At 69.9% G+C, this 16,832-nt stretch carries 14 protein-coding genes; 4 read left to right on the top strand and 10 right to left on the bottom strand.

The annotated features are described in order from the left end of the window. Nucleotides 1-31 precede the first annotated feature (31 nt). The 4 genes from OHA88_RS31960 to OHA88_RS31975 all read right to left on the bottom strand — a co-directional run bounded on the left by OHA88_RS31960 (nucleotide 32) and on the right by OHA88_RS31975 (nucleotide 4,974). Nucleotides 32-1,111, bottom strand: a complete 1,080-nt coding sequence (locus OHA88_RS31960) for a PDR/VanB family oxidoreductase (protein ID WP_328628051.1) — start codon at nucleotides 1,109-1,111, stop codon at nucleotides 32-34. A 3-nt stretch (nucleotides 1,112-1,114) separates the two neighbouring features. Further along, nucleotides 1,115-2,020, bottom strand: coding sequence for a metal-dependent hydrolase (locus tag OHA88_RS31965; RefSeq protein WP_267005496.1), 906 nt, complete (start codon nucleotides 2,018-2,020; stop codon nucleotides 1,115-1,117). A gap of 242 nt (nucleotides 2,021-2,262) precedes the next feature. Further along, nucleotides 2,263-2,622, bottom strand: coding sequence for a hypothetical protein (locus OHA88_RS31970; RefSeq protein ID WP_328628052.1), 360 nt, complete (start codon nucleotides 2,620-2,622; stop codon nucleotides 2,263-2,265). 378 nt (nucleotides 2,623-3,000) lie between these two features. Then, the gene (locus OHA88_RS31975; protein WP_443044313.1) at nucleotides 3,001-4,974 is read right to left on the bottom strand and encodes a hypothetical protein; all 1,974 of its coding nucleotides are present in this window, start codon (nucleotides 4,972-4,974) and stop codon (nucleotides 3,001-3,003) included. A gap of 195 nt (nucleotides 4,975-5,169) precedes the next feature. Here OHA88_RS31975 and OHA88_RS31980 point away from each other — a divergent pair, with 195 nt between their 5' ends. Beyond that, on the top strand, nucleotides 5,170-5,610 hold the full coding sequence (locus OHA88_RS31980; RefSeq protein WP_443044385.1) for a hypothetical protein: 441 nt from the start codon (nucleotides 5,170-5,172) through the stop codon (nucleotides 5,608-5,610). A gap of 38 nt (nucleotides 5,611-5,648) precedes the next feature. Here OHA88_RS31980 and OHA88_RS31985 read toward each other — a convergent pair whose 3' ends face one another. Together OHA88_RS31985 and OHA88_RS31990 are read right to left on the bottom strand one after the other, a co-directional pair. Continuing rightward, nucleotides 5,649-7,199 (bottom strand): DUF1996 domain-containing protein, encoded by a 1,551-nt coding sequence (locus OHA88_RS31985; protein ID WP_328628055.1) that lies wholly within the window; start codon nucleotides 7,197-7,199, stop codon nucleotides 5,649-5,651. A gap of 107 nt (nucleotides 7,200-7,306) precedes the next feature. Then, complete coding sequence (locus OHA88_RS31990) at nucleotides 7,307-7,864, bottom strand: carboxymuconolactone decarboxylase family protein (protein WP_328628056.1); 558 nt, start codon at nucleotides 7,862-7,864, stop codon at nucleotides 7,307-7,309. Nucleotides 7,865-7,934: 70 nt separating this feature from the next. Between OHA88_RS31990 and OHA88_RS31995 the strand changes: the two genes are divergently transcribed. Both OHA88_RS31995 and OHA88_RS32000 read left to right on the top strand, forming a co-directional pair. Continuing rightward, entirely contained in the window at nucleotides 7,935-8,438 is a 504-nt protein-coding gene (locus tag OHA88_RS31995; protein WP_328628057.1) for a MarR family winged helix-turn-helix transcriptional regulator, read from the top strand. Between the two features lie 136 nt (nucleotides 8,439-8,574). Continuing rightward, a complete protein-coding gene (locus OHA88_RS32000) occupies nucleotides 8,575-10,266 on the top strand; it encodes an alpha-L-fucosidase (protein ID WP_328628058.1) in 1,692 nt (563 codons plus the stop codon). 22 nt (nucleotides 10,267-10,288) lie between these two features. Here the strand turns inward: OHA88_RS32000 and OHA88_RS32005 are convergent, their stop codons facing one another. Both OHA88_RS32005 and OHA88_RS32010 read right to left on the bottom strand, forming a co-directional pair. Beyond that, the gene (locus OHA88_RS32005; protein ID WP_326603290.1) at nucleotides 10,289-10,936 is read right to left on the bottom strand and encodes a response regulator transcription factor; all 648 of its coding nucleotides are present in this window, start codon (nucleotides 10,934-10,936) and stop codon (nucleotides 10,289-10,291) included. Further along, nucleotides 10,921-12,189, bottom strand: a complete 1,269-nt coding sequence (locus OHA88_RS32010) for a sensor histidine kinase (RefSeq protein WP_328628059.1) — start codon at nucleotides 12,187-12,189, stop codon at nucleotides 10,921-10,923. The genes OHA88_RS32005 and OHA88_RS32010 overlap by 16 nt, the downstream gene beginning before the upstream one ends. 240 nt (nucleotides 12,190-12,429) lie before the next feature. On the opposite strand from OHA88_RS32010, the gene OHA88_RS32015 reads away from it, so the two are divergent. Further along, a complete protein-coding gene (locus OHA88_RS32015; protein WP_328629844.1) occupies nucleotides 12,430-14,577 on the top strand; it encodes an MMPL family transporter in 2,148 nt (715 codons plus the stop codon). A gap of 69 nt (nucleotides 14,578-14,646) precedes the next feature. Here the strand turns inward: OHA88_RS32015 and OHA88_RS32020 are convergent, their stop codons facing one another. Next, nucleotides 14,647-15,270 (bottom strand): winged helix-turn-helix domain-containing protein, encoded by a 624-nt coding sequence (locus OHA88_RS32020; RefSeq protein WP_328628060.1) that lies wholly within the window; start codon nucleotides 15,268-15,270, stop codon nucleotides 14,647-14,649. Nucleotides 15,271-15,699: 429 nt separating this feature from the next. After that, a complete protein-coding gene (glnII, locus tag OHA88_RS32025) occupies nucleotides 15,700-16,734 on the bottom strand; it encodes a glutamine synthetase (RefSeq protein ID WP_328628061.1) in 1,035 nt (344 codons plus the stop codon). Nucleotides 16,735-16,832: the final 98 nt, after the last annotated feature.

The raw sequence follows: 16,832 nt of genomic DNA on the forward strand, positions 1-16,832 counted from the left end.
GGTGTCCGGGCGGCCCTGCGCCCGCACCTCCCTACAGATCCAGTACCAGCCGCTCCCCGCGGCACCGCGACACGCAGATCAGCATCGAGTCGTCGCGTTCCGTGTCCGTCAGGAGTTCGTCGCGATGGTCTATCTCGCCCTCCAGTACGCGCTGTTGGCACGTTCCGCAGAAGCCCTGTTCACAGGAGTACGAGACATACGGGAGTTCCTCGCGGACCGCGGCCAGGATCGACTGGCCGGCTGCGACCCGGACCGTACGGCCGGTGCGGTGCAGTTCCACGTCGAAGGAGCCGGAGCCGGCCGGTGATGTGGCCGCTGCCGTGAAGCGTTCCAGGTGCAGGGCGCAGTCCGCCGGGAGTGCGGCCGCGACCGCGTCCATCAGCGGTTCCGGGCCGCAGCAGTAGACCGCCGTGCCGGGCGCGAGGTCCATGAGGGCTGCCGCCGCGTCCGGGTGGCCGGATTCGTCCTCCGGTACGACCGTGACGCGGTTGCCTTCCGCGCCGAGCTTCTCGATCTCGTCCAGGAACGGCATCGAGGTGCGCGTACGGCCTCCGTACAGCAGTCGCCAGTCGGCGCCGGAGGCGACAACCGCCCGCAGCATCGGGAGGATCGGGGTGATGCCGATGCCGCCCGCGACGAAGACGTACGCGGGCGCCTTGGCGACGAGCGGGAAGCGGTTGCGGGGGCCGCGGACCTCGATCTCCACGCCCTCGTGCAGCTGGGCGTGGACCTCGCGCGAACCGCCGCGGCCGTCCTCGACCAGTCGGGTCGCGACCGTGTACGTGTCAGGCGCGGCCGGGTCACCACAGAGCGAGTACTGACGTACCAGGCCCGAGGGGAGGACGAGGTCCAGGTGGGCGCCGGGCTGCCAGGCGGGGAGATCCTGGCCCTCCAGGCGGAGTTGGACCACGCCGTCCGCGGGCGTGGTCCGCTCGGTGATCAGCAGGCGGCGGGTGGTGGTGGAACGGCGGCCGGAGTGACCCGAGACCGGTTCCTCCAGGGCAGGCAGCGGCCACAGCGGGGACTTCTCGATGCGGCGGTGCAGGGCGCGCTTGGCGAGCAGCGCGGCGCCGGTCAAGAGGAGGACGGTGCGCAGGCGGGGCAGGGCCATGGGTCAGTGGGTTCCCGTCATACGGGCCTCGGCGGCCAGGGCCGCGGGCGAGTGGGCGAGATAGTCGATGGCCTGCGCCGTGCTGCCCTCCTGGGAGGGGTGGTAGGAATGGCTCAGATAGCGCGGGATGGAGCGCAGCAGGGCAGGCGTGGAGGGCAGGGTGCCGCGCTTGCCGCTGTCGTAGAACGCCTTGAACGACGCCTTGCCGTCCAGCAGGCTGGGGTCGTTCTCCATGAAGAAGCGGACACCGCGCTGCCAGAGGAAGACCAGGGCGGAGAAGGCCAGCCCCCAGGTGCGCACCCGGCGCCGGTAGCCGCCGTCGACATGCATGAAGACCTCGAAGGCCACCGAGCGGTGTTCCACCTCCTCCGCGCCGTGCCAGCGCAGCAGGTCCAGCATGGTGGGGTCGGCTCCCTTGCGGTCCAGGGCCTCGGAGTTCAGGATCCAGTCGCCGAGGAACGCCGTGTAGTGCTCGATCGCCGCGATGATCGCCACCCGCTCCATCAGCCACCACCTGCGGGCGCGGCCCGGCGGCAGCGTCCGGTCGCCGAGCAGCTTCTCGAAGAACCAGTCGACCTGTGCGGTGTACGGGGTCGGGTCGAGCCCGAGCTTCTTGAGGTGGGGGAGTACGTCGTCGTGGGCCTGGGAGTGCACGGCCTCCTGGCCGATGAACCCGATCACGTCGCGTCGCAGCTGCTCGTCATGGATGTACGGAAGCACCTGCCGGTACACGTGGATGAACCAGCGCTCCCCGGCCGGGAGCAGCAGATGGAGCACATTCATCGTGTGCGTGCTGAAGGGGTCGCCCGGCACCCAGTGGAGGGGAGTCTTCTCCCAGGCGAACGAGACCTTGCGGGCCTTCAGCTCAGTTCGCTCCGACGCGACCGCCGCTGGCTGCGTGTTAGACATGTTGTCAATGTACTGACGGGTACGCAGAGGGAACAGGGGCGTGCAGCGAATTCCTGCAGTCGCTGATCGGTGGGTGACAAAGGGGGCTGTCCCTTGCGTTCGTCCCAGCGACTGCCGGAAGCACGCCCCGGACCGTGCCGGGTCGGCGACGCGGCCGAGCCGGGGCGCACGCGTCGGGCCCGTGGCGGTCCTCCTCGGTGGAGGGCGCCACGGGCCCAGTTCAAACTGCGGTTCGGATCGGATCAGCGGGAACGGTACTCCCGGTACCAGTCCTGGTCGTAGCCCCAGCCTCCGCGGTCACGGTAGTCGTGGCCCCAGCGTCCGTGCTTGCGGTGGTCGTGGCCCCAGCGTCCGTGCTTGCGGTGGTCGTGGCCCCAGCGTCCGTGCTTGCGGTGGTCGTGGCCCCAGCGGCCGTCGTCCCGGCGGTCCTGGCCCCAGCGGCCGTCGTCCCAACGGTCGCCATCCCCGTGCCGACCGTCCTTGACCTGCACGGAGTGGGCAACCCCGACGGCGCTGGGGGCGGCGGCCTGAGCTGCGCCGGCACCGCCCAGCACGACGACGGCGGCCACACAGACGGCGGCAGCGAAGCGTGGAACATGCATAGAAATCTCTCCTGTCGCAGCAGACGGCGAAGCGCCTGCTCGGATTGGACATCGCAACCGTCGCCCCCCGACGACCGTTAACGACCGCGCCACGCGCTCCAAGACACCCGATCTGCTGCAATGCCACCGATCTCGGAACCGAGTCCTGTAGGCAATCCGTGGAGGTCTGTCCGCCCCTCCGCCCCCTCCGGTGTCCGTCGCCACCCGCCTCTCAACACCCCGCCTGACCTGCTGGTTCTTGCCGAGGTATCGGGGGCGCGCCCGTCCGGCAGCGACTCCGTGCACTGCTCCGCGGGCACACCGGACGGTCCGCCGCCGGGCGCCATTCGGCCGAGCAGAGGATCACGGCGTGCAACACGGAAGGGCGCGGCGGCATGGTCAGCGCAGGGCGCCCACCCGCCTCCCGTTCGCCAGCAGCCCGCTCAGCTGCGCCCGGTCACCCGCCCGTGCCCGTATCGCGAGCAGATGCCCCTGCGCCCGGCCTCCCACCCCGCCGGACGTCGTCAGCGACGCGAACTCCTCGCTGCCCGCCGCCAGTACGTACCACCGGCCGCCGCGCGACTTCCACAGCACACCCGCCAGCACCCGCGGATCCCGCACCCCGCAGGCCGGCGAATTCTCGGCGCGCGCCGCGACGGCTCCCGGCGGCACCACCCCGCCTGCGGCGGGCGGTGTGGACGGGTCCTGGAACTGGGCGAGAACCCTGCTCCCCGTGCCCCGCCAGGTCTCCGCCCGGGTGCACAGCCACTGCGCGTAGCCGTTGCCCTCGGGCAGCCATTGCCGGGCGTACGGCCAGGAGTTCACCGACCGTACGCCGCGCGACCGGACCGCCGAAAGCAGACAGGCGGTCCGCGCCCAGCTCTGCCGCTCGGCCCGCCCGGACACGTCGTGCGGCGCCGACGGCGATCCCGAGGTCAGCCGGGCCGGGGCGAGTTCGCCGAGATCCGTCAGCAGCCGGGTCGAGGCACCGGCGTGCATCTCGACGGCGGACCAGGAGCGGCAGCGCGAGGCCGTTGCCGGGCTCGGCAGGGCATCGGTGACGCCGTTGCGGTCGCGGTGCAGCGTCCGTGCTGCCCGGTCGGGGGCGAGCAGATCCCGTACGGACACCCCGCGCACCCAGGGCGCCGTCAGATAGCGGACCGTGCGGGTCCCGCGGCTCACGATCAGGGCGTCGGCCGAGGTCGCGTCCGCGCTGTCGACCCGCGCGAAGTCGAGCGCCGCGCCCTGCGCCGGATCGGCGTTGCGCGCCTCCGCGTACCGCACGATGCGCAGCCCGTCGTAGAACAGCACGACCGTGGCCGGCCCCACCTCGCCCGCGTACAGCAGTTGCGGGGAGCCCATCGGCGGCCCGACCGGCGTCCCCGGCGTCGTCGACGACCGTACCGCTGCGCCGGGGCGCGCCCAGACGGCGAGTGCGCGCCGCAGCAGCCGGGCGTCGTCGGTGCGGTCGCCACGGGTGGGCCAGGCGGTGAAGTCGATACGGGGCGAGCGCCGCCAGAAAGCCGGCTCCACGCGTCGCAACGCGGTTGGTTTGAGGGCCTGTTCGGCTGCGGGGTTACGGGCGTACGGAGGCGCGGACGTCACGTCCCGGCCCCAGCCGTTGCCGGGCAGCCCCAGCAGCGCCCCGCACACCAGCAGTGCGGCGACCGCCGCCAGCGCAGCCTTCGAGTGCTGGCGGCGGCGCAGCAGATCCGGCGGGCGGGCCTGAAGGGAGCAGGGGTCGAACTCCGTGGAGGCCAGCAGCGCGTACGGCGCCGCCACCGCGTCGGCCTCCATCAGCGCCGCACGCGGGTCCGCCACCCCGGCGGCGGCGAGCACCCGCCGCACTTCGCCGTCCGCGAGACCCTCCAGGCCGCGCAGGACATGTGCCGCGCGCGCCGGGCCGGACAGCGCCGACAGGGCCTGGTCCAGGGCGAGTTCGTCCGCGCCGCCGGAGTGCGGGAACAGGCGCAGCCCCCAGACCAGCGGGAGCAGCGGCGGCAGTTGGGCCCGTCGCGGCCACGCCGGCCGGCGCAGGGGAAGGCCCGCCTGCAGTGCGGTACGCAGCACCCGCTGCCGGATGAGCGCATAGCCCGGGTCGACCCCGGTCGCACCGACGGGCCGGCGGGGGAGCGGGACACCGTCCCCGGCGGCGAACGCCCTCCGGCGTCCCAGTGGCAGGGACCGCTGAGCGAGCGCGTGGGCGGTCAGCACACGGCGGTTGCGGCCGAGGGAGGGTGGCAGTACGAGATAGCCGAGCCGGACCAACCGCGGATAGTGCTCGACGAGCGCCGCTTCGGCCTGCTCCACATCGACCTGCTCCCCATCATCCACCGGGGCTGCGGCGGAAGGTACTTCTGGCAGTGGACGCACGTTCAGCAGAACGAGCGAATCGTGCGATGGTCACTCCGGCGTACGGTCGCTGCTGTCCGATCGGGCCGTTCGGCCGCGCCGATGGGGGCGAAGGGGCACGATGGCCGAATGGTGACGCAGTTGGAGATGCGACGAGGACGTGGTTCCGGGGCCGGTGGGTTCAAGGCCGGTCGGTTCGGGGCCGGCAGGCTCGGGATCCGGGCAGCCGTGGCAGCCCTCGCAGGCCTGACCCTTCTCACGGGCTGTTCAGCGGGCGGGGGCGGCGACAACAAGCCGGACGTCCCGCCGACCGCGACCGGCAGCCTGGAGCAGCTGGCCTCGAAGGCGCAGTGCAAGCCGAACATCCAGACCGACGCGCAGGAACTGCGCCAGGCCAACTGCACGACGAACGACGGACGTTATGTGCTGGCCACCTTCGCGACCGACCGCGGGCAGCGTGAGTGGATCAATGAGGCGAACGACTACGGCGGCTTGTATCTCGTCGGCCGGAAGTGGGTCGCCGTCGGCGAGCCCGACGTGGTCGCAGCGCTGCGCGGCCGGCTCGGGGGGTCGGTGGAGACCGCCTCGCCGCACCACTCGGGGAGTAGTGGCAGTGGGGGGAGCGAGGGAGGGCACTCCGGTCACCACGGGAGCTGACCGCGCAGGTAGGGGGGTGGGGTGCTGCGGAGGGGGGATCAGCGGCACTTGCGCCCGCCGTTGATGCAGCTCACCACCTTCTTCATCAGGTTATCGTCGAAGACATTGATGAAGTCACCGTGATCGGTGACGGGCTTGTGCAGCTGCTCCGGGAAGGAGTCGACGGCGAAGCCGGGGCCCGGCGGCACGTCGTACACAATGCGCTGGACCAGCTGCGGAATGGCTCTGAAGCCGTTCGGGCACCGCCCGTTGTCCTGGGCGAAGGCGACATGGGTGCGGTGGTTGGCGGAGTCGGTGTTCTGCCCGTCCCAGCAGCTCTGGAATGCGAACGAGCGGACCACCTGGCTGCCGTCCGGGCAGATCGGGTATTTGTCCTTGAGCTGCCGGTTCTCGAATCCGGTGCAGCTCCATGAGGCATTGGCGTTGGCGTCGCCGTTGGTGAATGCCTTGGCGTCCCCGGTGATGATCCGCAGGAAGCGCGGCATCGCCGTGACCTTCCCGGTGGGATTGCCGACGAATTTCAGCGTGACCTGGGACGGAGTCTGGATCTCTCCGATGTTCTGGTCCTTGCCACCGCCATCCGCGTCCGCGTCGTTCTCCGCCGTCCCGTTCTGCAGACGCAGGACAGGCCAGTAGTACGTGGACTTGTCACCCTGGTTCCGGCAACTGGTATCGCCATTGGCCAGATCGTCATCGCTGGCGAAGGCGTCGTTGGCCTGATTGCCGACGTAATCGTGCATATGGTGAGCGCCGTTGCTCACGCCCGGCGCGACGATGACATTGTCCGGGTTGAATTTGCCGTTCTCGTTACGCCCACAGTTGGTGGTGAACGTACCGCGCGAGGCGCCGCGGCGTTGGCGTGGCCTGTCGACATTGGGCTGCACGGACTGGATGTCGACGAAGTCGGACGCCTCGGGGCCGTTGCCCTGCTGGTCCTGGTCCTGGCCCTGGCCCTGGTCCTGGCCCTGGCCCTGGCCCTGGTCCTGACCTTGATCCTGACCCTGATCCTGGCCGTCATCGGCGCCCTGGTTCGCGCCGTTGCCCTGGCCGCCGTCCTGACCGTTGTTCTGGCCGTCGTCCTGACCCTGGCCGGCGCCCTGATCGCCCATGTCATTGCTGTCGTCGGCACGCAGACTGCACGGGGCCAGCCCGTCCAGCCCGCCCGGACGGTCCGCATTGCGCCCGACGGCGGTGGCGATACGGTCGATGCTCGCCGTCCGCTTGGCTTTCAGTGGACCGAGTACGGCATTCTCGGCAAGCCCGGGGTCGCGGGAGATCTCGTCCTTCCGGTCGGCGAATTGCTGATAGGCATCGGTGATCTGGGTATCCATGGCAGCCAGTTCGCGGTCGACCTCCCAGCGCGCCTGATCGGGCACGTCGGGAAGTTCGTTACCCACGTCGGGGCAGTCGATGGTGGACATCTGGGTGCCCGCATTCCATGTCCGGCCGGGCGGCGAGCCGGAAGATCCTTCTCCCGCCGATGCGTAGAAATTGACCGCGATCAAGCCACCTCCGCCCAGAATCAATGCGGCCGAGGCGACAATCGCCCGGTTGGCCAGCGTCGAACGTTTGCGTGATGTGCGTCCCATGGAACTCCTCATGCTTCGAGGGAGAAGCGTGACGTTCCATACGGGTGTGGTTCGGGGTGTGTTCAGTGAAAGGGGAAGTTCGTAGAAATCTCCATTCGCAAAACGGGTCACATGGGGGCGGGAGCGAACTCTGCGAGCTGTGGGTCGACGGGTGCCCCGGTCATCCGGTTCGCCAGCGTCGACATCGTGTACGCGCCGATGCCCAGGACCACTTCGAGGGCGTTCTGCGGGGTGTAGCCGTGCGCCAGGAAGTCCTGCAGCGCGGCGTCGTCGACCGCGCCCGCCGTCGCGATGACGGCAAGGGTGAACTGCCTTACCGCTTCGGGCCGTTCGGCCGGCAGCGGTCGCTCCGTGCGCAGTGCGGCGATCAGGTCGGCGTCCGCACCGAGTGCGGTGAGCTTCGCGGTGTGCATCGCGACGCAGACGTGGCAGTCGTTCCGGGTGGCGATCGTCATGATCAGGACCTCGCGGGAGAGCGGGTCCAGGGTGGTCGACTCGAAGATCGCGCTGATCTTCAGGAAGCCGTCGAGCAGCTGCGGTGACGTGGCCAACCGGCCGACGGCGGCGGGCAGATGGCCCTGCTTGTTCACCACGGCCTCCATGGCGCGACGGGCGGCGCCAGGAGCGGATTCGAGGGTGTGGTCGGGAAACGCGGGCGCGGGCATGGGAGGACCTCTCGCGATAAACTCGACAACGTGATTGACGAAAACGTAAATCAGGTTGTCGAGTTTTGCAATGGCTGAGCCAACAGGGCGAGTTGAAGGTGTGGCGCCCGACGGTGACGGTGCGGGCTTCGAGCTGCCCCTGCTCCTGTTCGCCGGGTTCCGGTCGATCGTCGACGAGCTCCATCGCGAACTGGCCGAGTGCGGGCATCCCGAAGTCCGTCCCGCCTACGGCTTCGCGCTCCAGGCCGTCGGCCGCGACGGTGCTACCGCCAGTGAGATCGGCCGGCGGCTGGGCGTCTCCAAGCAGGCCGCCGGGAAGACCGTCGACAGGCTGGAGAGCCTCGGCTACGTCGAGCGGGTCGACGATCCGCAGGACGGTCGCCGCAAGCTGGTCCGGGTGACCCCGCGCGGTGTCGACGTGCTGGTCCGCTCCGCCGAGGGGTTCGACCGGCTGCGTGCCGAATGGGCCCGGGTGCTCGGCGCCGAGCGGCTGTGGGCGCTGGAGTCCGATCTGCGCACGATGGCGCCCGCCGACGGGTTCCGGCTCGACGCTGCGGCGTGGTTCAACGGCTGAGGCGCTTCCTCAGATGTCCTGGCAATAGATGGGACGTATTTCGTAGACACCCTTCCCGTGGGCCTCATTGTGCGGCAGCATGCGCAAGTCGACACCCTAGAGATCCGACCAATGAGGTCGAGAATGAGAGGGAACCATGGCACGACGCACCCGTGTGCTCAGTGCGCTCGCACTGGCTGCCGCGGCCGCGCTCGTTCCCGTGCAGGCCACTGCTCAGCAAGCCGCGCAGGCGGCCGGGCAGGAGCCCGGACATCGGGCCGCCGCACCGCCGGGCACCCCGTGCGCCGCGCCTGTGAAGCCCGCTTCGCAGATGGCCGTCGAGTCCTGCGACAGCCCTGAGCGGATCATCGAGAAGGCCGCGAACATCGTCCCCACCCCCGGCCAACTCGCCTGGCAGCAGCGCGAAGTCACGGCCTTCACCCACTTCGGCATGAACACCTTCACGGGTCGCGAATGGGGATCGGGCACCGAGGACGAAAAGCTCTTCGCCCCGAAGAGCATCGACGCCGACCAGTGGATGCGTGCCTACAAGGCGGCCGGTGCCGAGCAGGTCATGCTCACCGCCAAGCACCACGACGGGTTCGTCCTGTACCCGTCGCGCTACACCGACCACTCGGTCGAACTCAGCCCCGGCAGCCCCGATGTCGTCGGCGCCTACGTGAAGGCCGCCCGCAAGGCGGGCCTGAAGGTCGGCCTCTATCTCTCGCCCTCCGACGGCGCCGAACTCCCGCACGCCTGGCACGCCCAGTGGGTCGAGTCGATCCGCAAGAAGCAGGCGGAGGGCAAGCCACTGAGCCTGCCCGAACAGATGGCGCTGGAGGACGGCGACCGGGCACCCGCGGGTGAGGGAAGGTTCGGCAACGGCAGTGCCGTCACCGAGCGCACCATCCCCACCCTCGTCCCCGGGGACGACCGCGCCGCGGCAGTCAAGCGTCACAAGCTCCCCACCTTCACGGTGATGGCCGACGACTACGACGCGTACTACCTCAACCAGCTCTACGAAATCTTCACCCAGTACGGGCCGATCGAGGAGCTCTGGCTGGACGGCGCCAACCCCTGGTCCGGCTCCGGCATCACCCAGAAGTACAACGTCAAGCAGTGGTTCGACATGGTCAAGGCGCTGTCGCCGAACACCGTCGTCTTCCAGGGCCCGCAGGGCGTGCGCTGGGTCGGGAACGAGGGCGGCACCGCCCGTGAGACCGAGTGGAGCGTCACCCCGCACGCCACCGACCCGTGGACCGGACTCGGCAGCCTGCCCAACGACTCGACCGACGCCGACATCGGCTCCCGCGCCAGGATCCTCGACCCGACGACCAAGTACCTGCAGTGGTACCCGGCCGAGGCGGACGTCTCCATCCGGCCCGGCTGGTTCTACCACCCGGAGCAACAGCCCAAGTCTCCTGCGCAGTTGATGAACCTGTACGAGAAGAGCGTCGGCCGGAACGCCGCACTGCTGCTGAACGTGCCGCCCAACCGGGACGGCCGGATCGCCGACGCGGACGTCGCGTCACTGACCGCCTTCGGCAAGGCGGTACGCAGCACCTACGGCACCGATGTGCGGCGCACGCAGGCTCCTGGGCCGTACACCTTCGACCGGGTCGCCGTCCGCGAGGACATCCGGCACGGGCAGCGGGTCGAGAAGTTCGCCGTGGAGGCCAGGATCGACGGCAGCTGGCAGCGGATCGCCGAGGGCACCACCATCGGCAACCGGCGCATCCTGCCGCTCGCCTCGCCCGTCACCGCGACGGCGGTACGGGTCGAGGTCCTGGAGTCCCGGGCCGCACCGCACCTCGGGGCGACCACGCTGCACCTGAGTTCGACCGGATGAGCCGTCGGCCGGGGGATCGGGGTCACCCCCGGTCGAGATAGGCCAGCACCGCAAGAACGCGGCGGTTGTCGTCGTCGGACGGCGGCAGGCCGAGCTTCCCGAAGATATTCGAGGTGTGCTTGGCCACCGCCCGCTCCGTGATCACCATCTTCGAGGCGATCGCCGCGTTCGAACGGCCCTGGGCCATCAGTTCCATGACCTCCAGCTCGCGCGGCGTCAGCCCGCCCATCGGCTTGTCCTGCGCCCGTCGCGACAGCAGCTGCGAGATCACCTGTGGGTCCATCGCGGTGCCGCCCGCCGCGACTCTGCGTACCGCGTCGATGAACTGGTCGGCGTCGAAGACCCGGTCCTTGAGCAGATATCCGATGGCCCCGTTGCCGTCCGCCAGCAGCTCGCGTGCGTACAACTGCTCCACATGCTGCGAGAGCACGAGCACCGGCAGCCCAGGCCGGGCCTTTCTGGCCGCCAGTGCGCACTGCAGGCCCTCGTCCGTGTGGGACGGCGGGAGCCGGACGTCGACCACCGCGACGTCCGGCTCCAACTCGGCGAGTGCCCTGGTCAGTTCGGGCCCGGTCTCGACGGCTGCCGCAATCTCGAAGTCGTACGCCTGCAGCATCCGCACCAGACCGTCGCGCAGCAGGAAGAGATCTTCGGCTAGGACAACTCGCAAGGGATCTCCATGGTCACCATGGTGGGACCGCCCGCGGGGCTGCTGACGGCCATGATGCCGTCGAATGTACCGAGTCGGCTTTCGATTCCGCTCAGCCCAGAGCCCGGTCCGATCGTCGCGCCGCCCCTTCCGTTGTCCGTGACGGAGATCCGCAGCATCGAGTCGGCGTGGTGGATGTCCACCCAGAGACGGTCCGCCCCCGAGTGCTTGGCGGCGTTCGTCAGGGTCTCGCTCACCGCGAAGTACGCGGCCGACTCGACCGGTGCCTCGGCGCGGCCGGCCAGCTCCACCTCGACCTGGGCCGCGATGGGCAGCCGCAGCGCCAGCGCCTTGACGGCGTCCCCGAGTCCGCGTTCGGCCAGGACCGGCGGGTGGATGCCCCGTACGAGATCGCGCAGCTCGGTGAGGGCTTCCGCGGAGGACTCGCGGGCCGTCGCGAGAAGCTTCTTGGCCTGCGCCGGGTCCTTCTCGATCAGCGCCTCGATCGTGCCCAGGTTCATGCCCATGGCGACCAGCCGGGCCTGCGCGCCGTCGTGCAGATCGCGCTCGATACGGCGCAGTTCGGAGGCGGCGGTGTCCACGGCCTCGTGCCGGGTCTCGGTGAGCCGGTCGATCCGCCGGGCCAGCTCCTGCTCATGGGTGGGCGCCAGCAGCGAGCGGGCGATCACGAAGTGCAGCCGCAGCAGCGGCTTGCCGACCTTCAGACCCGTCAGGAAGAACACCACACCGAGCGCTGCGGCGGCCAGCGCCGTCGCCTGGCTGTCGACCGGCACGAACGCGTACCAGTACCGGTCGTCGGTGAAGACCCGCCACAGGCCCGCCGCCAGGACGAACCCCTCCACCGGATAGAGCAGCAGCGCCGAGGCGAGGATCGACACGCAGTAGCCGGCCGTCATGTCGACCAGCAGCCACTGGATGTCCCGCCAGGTCGCCGGATCCTTCAGCATCAGCGTCGTCCGCTCCACCTGCCCCGTGAACCCGCCGCGCAGATCTTTCGGGAAGGGCCGGTAGGGGACCGGGATACGGATGTCCGACCAGGTCGCCGCCAGCAGCCGGCGCTGGTTGGCGTGCCCGCGGACCGCGTCCAGCACCTGTGGGGTGGTGAACAGGCCCAGACCCAGCGGAATGAAGGCGATCGAGAGCACCGCCAGGACGAACAGGGTGATCGACCCGGCGAGACTGGCGATCGACAGTACGATCCCGCGCCCGGCGGCCAGCAGCGCGGACCGTATCCGGCTCTGCATCGCGTTCATGATGGTCCCTCTTCCCTTCGCCGGGCCCCTCCTGGCAGGCCGCGGTCCGAGGACAGTCTCACCCGGCGGTCAGACGTGACGTCAGCCGTTTCGACACCCGGGAGGGGTGTACCCAGCACCACCATCGCGACCTCGCCCTACGCCTCGGAGAGAGGGGGTTCCGGCGGCTGGGGCGGCAGGCGCCCCGTTCCTAAGTTCGTGAGCGACTCATTCGACGTCAACTTCTGGGGGCGAAACGCCATGAGGCGCAACCTGGCGGCACGCATCGGCGTGTGGAGCGCACACCATCGCAGGACGGCCATCCTCGGCTGGCTGCTCTTCGTCGTGCTCGCCACGGGGATCGGCGGGGCATCCGGCATGGTCGAGATGACGGACGCCGAGAACGCCACGGGCGACTCGGCACGGGCGGAGCGGATCCTCGACGACGCCGGCCTCGCCCATCCCGCGGGTGAGCTGGTCATGGTGTCCGCGGCGAAGGCGGGTGACTGGCAGGACGCGGCCCGTGAGGTCTCCGCCGCCGTGGAGCGGACCGGCGAGGTCCGGAACCTCGCGGCGCCCGTCCCCTCCAAGGACGGCAAGGACGCCCTGATCACCTTTGACATGAAGGGAGACGCGGCGACGTCCGCCGACCGGGTGCAGCCGGTGCTCGACGCCGTGTCCGGGGTCCGGGAGAAGCGGCCGGACATCACGATCCATCAGTTCGGCGAGGCCAGCGCTGGGAAGTGGCTCGGCGACCTGCTCTCCGAGGACTTCAAGAAGGCCGAGTTCACCGCCGTACCCCTGGCCCTGGGCATCCTGCTGATCGCCTTCGGCGCCGTGGTCGCGGCCCTGCTGCCGGTCGGGCTCGCACTCACCGCCTGCATGGCCGCCTTCGGTCTGCTGTCGCTGGCCAGCCACCAACTGCACCTCTTCCAGACCACGTACTCCGTGATGTTCCTGATGGGCTTCGCCGTCGGCGTCGACTACTGCCTCTTCTACCTGCGGCGCGAGCGCGACGAGCGGGCCGCGGGGCGCGACGCCGGGACGGCGCTGCGGATCGCGGCGGCGACCAGCGGCCGGGCCGTGCTGGTCTCCGGGCTCACCGTCATGGTCGCGATGGCCGGTATGTTCCTGTCCGGACTGATGCTGTTCAAGGGCTTCGCCCTGGCCACGATCACCGTCGTCCTCATCGCCGTGCTGGGCTCGGTGACCGTGCTTCCCGCGCTGCTGTCCTGGCTCGGGGACCGGATCGACGCGGGGCGGGTGCCGCTGCTGAACCGGCGCTCCCGGCGGGGTGCGCGGGCCAGTGGCTCCTTTGCAGGCACGATCCTCGGTCCTGTCCTGGCCCGGCCCAAGGTCTTTGCCGTCTCCTCGGTCGTCGTCCTGCTGGCCCTGGCCGCGCCCGCCCTCGGCATGAAGACCGAGTCGCTCGGCCTGGAGAAGCAGTTCGGCTCGGACTCGGAGCTCTCCGTGGCGTACCGGAACATCGAGGAGACGTTCCCGGGCGGCCCCGCCCCCGCACTCCTCGTGATCGAGGCGGACGACATCGACTCGCCCGAACTGCGCAAGGCACTGGCGGAGTTCGGCCCCGGCAAGGTGACCGTGCACCGGGCGCAGAACGTCGCCGAGATCGAGGTGCCGCTGCCCGACGGCAAGGCCGACCTGGCCGAGCTGCGCGACAGGCGGGTGCCCGCCGCCTTCGACGGGACGGGCGCGCAGGCGTACGTCACCGGGGAGCTGGCCGGGTCCGTCGACTTCAACGACCAGCTGAAGCGCGGCATCGTCCCCGTCTTCGCGTTCATCACCGCGGTGACGTTCCTGCTGATGCTGTTCTGCTTCCGCTCGTACGTCATCGCGGTGACGTCGATCCTCCTCAACCTGCTCTCCGTGGGGGCCGCGTACGGAGTGATGGTGGCCGTCTTCCAGCACGGCTGGGGTGCTTCGCTGATCGGCTCGGAGGGGGTCGGGGCGATCGAGGCATGGATGCCGCTGTTCGTCCTGGTGGTGCTCTTCGGCCTGTCGATGGACTACCACGTATTCGTGGTCTCCCGGATCCGCGAGGCCCGGCAGAGCGGTCTGGACACCCGGGCGGCCATCGACACGGGCATCCGGCGGACGGCGGGCGCGGTGACCGGCGCGGCCGTGATCATGGTGGCGGTGTTCGCGGTCTTCGGGACGCTGTCCATGCAGGACATGCAGCAGATGGGCGTCGGCCTCGCCGTTGCGGTGCTGCTGGACGCCACGATCGTACGGATGGTCCTGTTGCCCTCCGTCATGGCGCTGCTCGGCGAGCGGAACTGGCGGACCCCGCGCGGACTCTCCCGGCTGCCGAGCCTGGACCACGGCGAGGCGGAGGCAGCGGGCGCGGTTGCCGAACCGGTTCTGCCCGGGCCGGGTCTCCGCGGCTGACGCCCCTACGAAGAAGCCCTGGCCCACCGGGTACGACCGGTCGGCCAGGGCTTGTCGTGTGCGGCCCGCTCAGGGGGCGTACTTGTAACCGACGCGTCGCACCGTCTGGATCGACCGGCGGTGCTCGACGCCCAGCTTGCGGCGCAGCCGCGCGATGTGGACGTCGACGGTGCGCCCGTCGCCCACATGCCCGTAGCCCCAGACGGTCGTCACCAACTGGTCGCGGGTGTGCACCCGGTGCGGGTGCGCCACCAAATGGGCGAGCAGTTCGAATTCGAGGAACGTGAGGTCGAGCGTGTTCCCGTCCACCGCCGCGGTGCGCTGCACCGTGTCGATACGCACCGGACCGGCCGAGGCCGGGGTCGCCACCGGCTGCGGCACGATCCGCTGGGCGGCGGCCGCGGCCGCCGCTGCAACGGCGGGCTGCTGATCGGCCGGTACGAGCACCAGGTAGCCGATCATCGGCGGCCGGCCCGGCAGTGCCGGAAGGGTGTGCTGTGGTGCCGGCAGCCAGGTGGCGCCCGGCGGGAGGAAGTCGGCCACATCGGCCAGCTGGACGACCTCGTCGGGGTCGACGGCGCGCAGCCGGTGGCGGTTGGGGGAGACGGAGCGGGCGGAGGGTGGGGCCGCAGCGGTCGCCGACGATGCTGCGGTGACAGCGGTGGCGGCGGAGAAGGTACGAGTGTTCGCCATGAGGGTCAGCTCTTTCGCGCGAAGGAGTCGTCGAGGGACGGACTTGCGTCGTGCGCGCGGACCGAAGACCGGGGTGAGCGGCTTTAGAGGGCCTGCGCGTTCCACGCGCGACAACACACCCGGTCGAAGTCATGATGCTGACGGGAAGGCCAGAACGGCTCGAGGTCGCTGCGACCCGGCGCGGTGTACTGGAAGCTGGCCATGCCCCTATTAGACCAGACAAGGCGGCGCCGCTGCAGGCCTCTCTCACCCGTCGATACGGACCCTTTGCGTTACGTTCCTCACCTCGCACTTCACCTCGTGGGCCGCCGCCTGTGCTGCCTCGACCGCCCCGGCGGCAGGTGACATGTTTCCCGGTACGGGCCGGGCACGCCGAAGGGGCACCCACCGTTTCCGGCAGGTGCCCCTTCGTACGGAATCAGATACGGATCAGACCTGGTCGGCCTTCTCCAGCGCCGTGCAGCAGGTGTCGACGATCAGCCGCGTGACGACGTACGGGTCGACGTTGGCGTTCGGGCGACGGTCCTCGATGTAGCCCTTCTGGTCCTGCTCGACCTGCCACGGGATACGGACCGAGGCGCCACGGTTGGAGACGCCGTAGCTGTACTCGTTCCACGGGGCGGTCTCGTGCAGACCGGTCAGGCGGTCGTCGATGCCGGCGCCGTAGTTCTTGACGTGGTCCATCGGCTTCGAGCCCTCGCCCAGCGACTCGCACGCGGTGATGATCGCGTCGTAACCCTCGCGCATCGCCTTGGTGGAGAAGTTGGTGTGCGCACCCGCGCCGTTCCAGTCGCCCTTGACCGGCTTCGGGTCCAGGGTCGCGGAGACGTTGAAGTCCTCGGCGGTGCGGTAGAGCAGCCACCGGGCGATCCACAGCTGGTCGGAGACCTCCAGCGGGGAGAGCGGGCCCACCTGGAACTCCCACTGACCGGGCATGACCTCGGCGTTGATGCCGGAGATGCCCAGACCCGCCGTCAGGCAGTTCTCGAGGTGCTTCTCGACGATCTCGCGGCCGAAGATCTCGTCGGCGCCGACACCGCAGTAGTAGCCGCCCTGCGCGGCCGGGAAGCCGCCCGCGGGGAAGCCGAGCGGCCGGTGACCGTCGAAGAAGGTGTACTCCTGCTCGATGCCGAAGATCGGCTCCTGGCCGGCGAACTGCTCGGCGACCGGACGCAGGGCCGACCGCGTGTTGGACTCGTGCGGAGTCATGTCGATGTTGAAGACCTCGCACAGCACGAGCACGTCGTTGCCGCCGCGGATCGGGTCCGGACAGGAGAAGACCGGCTTCAGTACGCGGTCGGAGGCGTGACCCTCGGCCTGGTTGGTGCTGGACCCGTCGAAGCCCCAGATGGGCAGCTCCGCGACACCCTGGGAGGCATCCCCTGCCATGATCTTCGTCTTCGAACGAAGCTTGGCGGTCGGCTCGGTGCCATCGATCCAGATGTACTCAGCCTTGAACGTCACGGAAGCCATCCTTTGCGGGTGCTGCGATGCTGCGGTCTGCGGTCCGGTCTCTGCAGCGCAGCTTCGCAAGACACGATTTCCCGTCCGTTGCCCAAATG

Origin of the sequence: Streptomyces sp. NBC_00353 (genome assembly GCF_036108815.1) — a bacterium.
In the GTDB taxonomy this organism is placed as follows: domain Bacteria; phylum Actinomycetota; class Actinomycetes; order Streptomycetales; family Streptomycetaceae; genus Streptomyces.